This is a genomic window from Burkholderia sp. E168m23 (assembly GCF_016586125.1).
In the GTDB taxonomy this organism is placed as follows: Bacteria; Pseudomonadota; Gammaproteobacteria; order Burkholderiales; family Burkholderiaceae; genus Burkholderia; species Burkholderia orbicola.
This window is the reverse complement of sequence record NZ_BCPP01000811.1, coordinates 1-3,365: the sequence shown is the minus strand read 5'-3', so window position 1 is coordinate 3,365 and position 3,365 is coordinate 1. Positions and strand designations below refer to the sequence as shown.

2 protein-coding genes and 1 pseudogene are annotated in these 3,365 nt (G+C 70.0%); 1 reads left to right on the top strand and 2 read right to left on the bottom strand.

From position 1 onward, the window contains the following. Positions 1–148: 148 nt before the first annotated feature. Positions 149–1,558, bottom strand: coding sequence for an argininosuccinate lyase (gene argH / locus JMF90_RS30060; protein WP_011545952.1), 1,410 nt, complete (start codon positions 1,556–1,558; stop codon positions 149–151). A 106-nt stretch (positions 1,559–1,664) separates the two neighbouring features. Further along, positions 1,665–2,474: a helix-turn-helix transcriptional regulator gene (locus JMF90_RS30055; RefSeq protein ID WP_011545950.1), complete on the bottom strand. Its 810-nt coding sequence runs from the start codon at positions 2,472–2,474 to the stop codon at positions 1,665–1,667. Between the two features lie 226 nt (positions 2,475–2,700). On the opposite strand from JMF90_RS30055, the pseudogene JMF90_RS30050 reads away from it, so the two are divergent. Further along, a pseudogene (locus tag JMF90_RS30050) lies at positions 2,701–3,365 on the top strand (class I SAM-dependent methyltransferase); the annotation flags it as partial.

Here is a 3,365-nt window from a genome sequence, read left to right as displayed (position 1 = left end):
CGGAATCGACGAGCAGGCCGTCCATGTCGAAGAGCGCGGCGGAAAAGGTCATCGGGGGCATCCGTGAAGCGGGGAAAGCAGCGGGCGGCGCGAGGGCCGCCCGAATGAAAAACGGACGCCGAAGGCGTCCGTCCGGAACCGCAGGCCGTTACTTGGCCAGCGCGGCGCGGGCCGCCTTGACGGCCGCACGCACCTGATCGGGCGAGGTGCCGCCCGGATGGTTGCGGCTCGCGACCGACCCTTCGAGCGTCAGGTAGCCGAACACGTCGTCGCCGATCAGGTGCGCGACGTTCGGCAGTTCCTGCTTCATCTCGTCGAGCGTCAGGTCGGCGAGGTCGATGCCGCGGTCGTCGCAGATCTTCACCGCGTGCGCGACGGCTTCGTGCGCGTCGCGGAACGGCAGGCCGCGCTTGACCAGGTAGTCGGCGAGGTCGGTGGCGGTCGAGAAGCCCTGCAGCGCGGCCGCGCGCATCGCGTCCGGCTTCACGGTGATGCCGGCGACCATCTCGGCGAAGATCCGCAGCGTGTCGGCGACGGTGTCGACCGTGTCGAACAGCGGTTCCTTGTCTTCCTGGTTGTCCTTGTTGTACGCGAGCGGCTGGCCCTTCATCAGCGTGAGGAGCGCCATCAGGTGGCCGTTCACGCGGCCGGTCTTGCCGCGCGCGAGCTCGGGCACGTCCGGGTTCTTCTTCTGCGGCATGATCGAGCTGCCGGTGCAGAAGCGGTCGGCGATGTCGATGAAGCCGACGCGCGGGCTCATCCACAGCACGAGTTCTTCGGAGAAGCGCGACACGTGCGTCATCACGAGCGCGGACGCCGCCGTGAATTCGATCGCGAAGTCGCGATCGGACACCGCGTCGAGCGAGTTCGCGCAGATGCCGTCGAAGCCGAGCGTCTTCGCGACCGCGTGACGGTCGATCGGGTAGCTCGTGCCCGCGAGCGCGGCCGCGCCGAGCGGCAGGCGGTTCACGCGGGTGCGGCAGTCGCGCATGCGTTCGGCGTCGCGCGTGAACATCTCGACGTACGCGAGCAGGTGGTGGCCGAACGTGACCGGCTGCGCGACCTGCAGGTGCGTGAAGCCGGGCATGATCGTATCGGCGTTCTGTTCCGCGAGGTCGATCAGCGCGCCGCGCAGGTCGTTCAGCAGGCCGCCGATGCGGTCGATCTCGCCGCGCAGCCACAGGCGGATGTCGGTCGCGACCTGGTCGTTGCGCGAGCGGCCCGTGTGCAGGCGCTTGCCGGCATCGCCGATCAGCGCGGTCAGGCGCGCCTCGATGTTCAGGTGGACGTCTTCCAGGTCGAGCTGCCATTCGAATTCGCCGCGCTCGATCTCGCCCTTGATCTGCGCCATCCCGCGTTCGATCGCGGCGAGGTCGTCGGCGTTGATGATCTTCTGCGCGGCGAGCATGTTCGCGTGCGCGAGCGAGCCGGCGATGTCGACGAGCGCGAGGCGCTTGTCGAAAAACACCGACGACGTGTAGCGCTTGACCAGCTCCGACATCGGTTCCGAGAAGCGGGCCGACCAGGCCTCGCCCTTTTTGTGCAGTTGGGACGTCATGGCGATTCTTCGAAGGGGAGTTGGGCGGCCGTGAGCCGCCGAGGGAATCCCGCGATTCTAACATTCGCGGGCCGGCCGACCGCCGCCGGCGCGGGGGCCGGCGCGCTCAGTCGCGCACCAGCACGACGAGCTTCAGGTCCTCGCGGTGCGTGGGCTTCAGCGTGATCTGCTGGTACACCAGACGGCCATCGGCCGGATGGTCGAATTCGCGCAGGCCGCCTTCGCGCTCGAACACGTCCTGCGACGCCCAGTACTGTGCGAACGCGTCGCTGCCGGTGGTCAGCGCGTCGATCAGCGCGCGCGTCGGCGCGTCGGTCAGGTGGCGGATCGCATCGGCGCGGAATTCGGCCGCGAGCCGCCGCGCGCGGGTGTCCCAGTCGACGATCAGCGTGCGTGCGGCCGGCGACATGAACGTGAAGCGCAGCAGGTTGCGGTCGTGCTCGTCGTCGAGCCAGCCGGAAAAGAGCGCGGCGGCCGGCGCGTTCCACGCGAGCGCGTTCCATTGGCGATCGAGCACGTAGGCTGGCGTCGCGATGGCCGCGACGGTGGCGGCGAGCGTCGGCGGCAGGTCGCCGCCCGCGACGTCGGGCTCGGCCGGGTCGCGCTGCGCGGCCAGCTCGAACAGGTACGCGCGCTCGGCCTTCGACAGCTGTAGCGCGACGGCGATCCGGGCGAGCGCGTCGGCGGAGGCCGACACGGGCCGGCCCTGTTCGATCCACGTGTACCAGGTCGGGCTCACGCCGCACAGTTGCGCGACTTCCTCGCGCCGCAGCCCCGGCGTGCGGCGGCGCGGGCCGGGCGGCAGGCCGACCGCCTGCGGCGACAGCCGCTCGCGGTGGGCGCGGATGAATTCGCCGAGCGCGCGGGCGGGCGTGGCGTCGAGCGGCGGGACGGGGGCGGAGGACGGCTGGTTCATGCGGAAACGGCGAAGTGGAAGCGAAAACGCGGCAACGATCGAACGATCAGACAGGTGGATCGAATACCAGAATAACTACTTAACTTGTACTGGTACAAGCGCAGGCCTATTGTAGCGGCTCGCGCGCTGGCAGGGCAGCGGGCGTCCCACACAATGCGATGCACGGGGCCGGATCGCGCGCTGAAGCGCCGGGATCGGCCGACTGCATCAAGGAAAGGAGCGAACGATGAAACACCACGACCAGGTCGCCGACGCATTCGGCACGACGGCCGCCGCCTATCTGACGAGCACGGTTCATGCGACGGGCGCCGACCTGCAGACGCTCGCCGACGCGGTGAGCGCGACGCCCGACGCCGCGGTGCTCGACCTCGGTTGCGGCGCCGGCCACGCGAGCTTCGCGGTCGCTCCGCACGTGCGCGACGTGGTCGCGTACGATCTCGCCGCGCCGATGCTCGCGACCGTCGAAGCGGCCGCGCGCGAACGCGGGCTCGCGAACGTCCGCACGCAGCAGGGGCCGGCCGAGCGGCTGCCGTTCGACACCGCGACGTTCGACTGGGTCGTGAGCCGGATGAGCGCGCACCACTGGCACGACATGCGCGCGGCGCTCGCCGAGGTGCGCCGCGTGCTGAAGCCGGGCGGCCGTGTGCTGATGATCGACATCGCCGGCAACGACCATCCGCTGCTCGATACGTACCTGCAGGCCGCGGAAGTGCTGCGCGACGCGTCGCACGTGCGCGACTACCGCGCGGACGAATGGCTCGCGATGTTCCGCGCAGCCGGTTTCGACGCGCAGGTGCACAGCCGCGTGGCGGCTCGCCGATCGTATTTCGATACGGTGGGTCGAGCGGTATTCGCACGCCGGCCGACGAGCGTCGCCGGCACGTCCGCGCG

Excerpts from the sequence above, each read along its gene's own strand:
- argH (WP_011545952.1), bottom strand. The coding sequence starts at position 1,558 with ATGACGTCCCAACTGCACAAAAAGGGCGAGGCCTGGTCGGCCCGCTTC.
- JMF90_RS30055 (WP_011545950.1), bottom strand. The coding sequence starts at position 2,474 with ATGAACCAGCCGTCCTCCGCCCCCGTCCCGCCGCTCGACGCCACGCCC.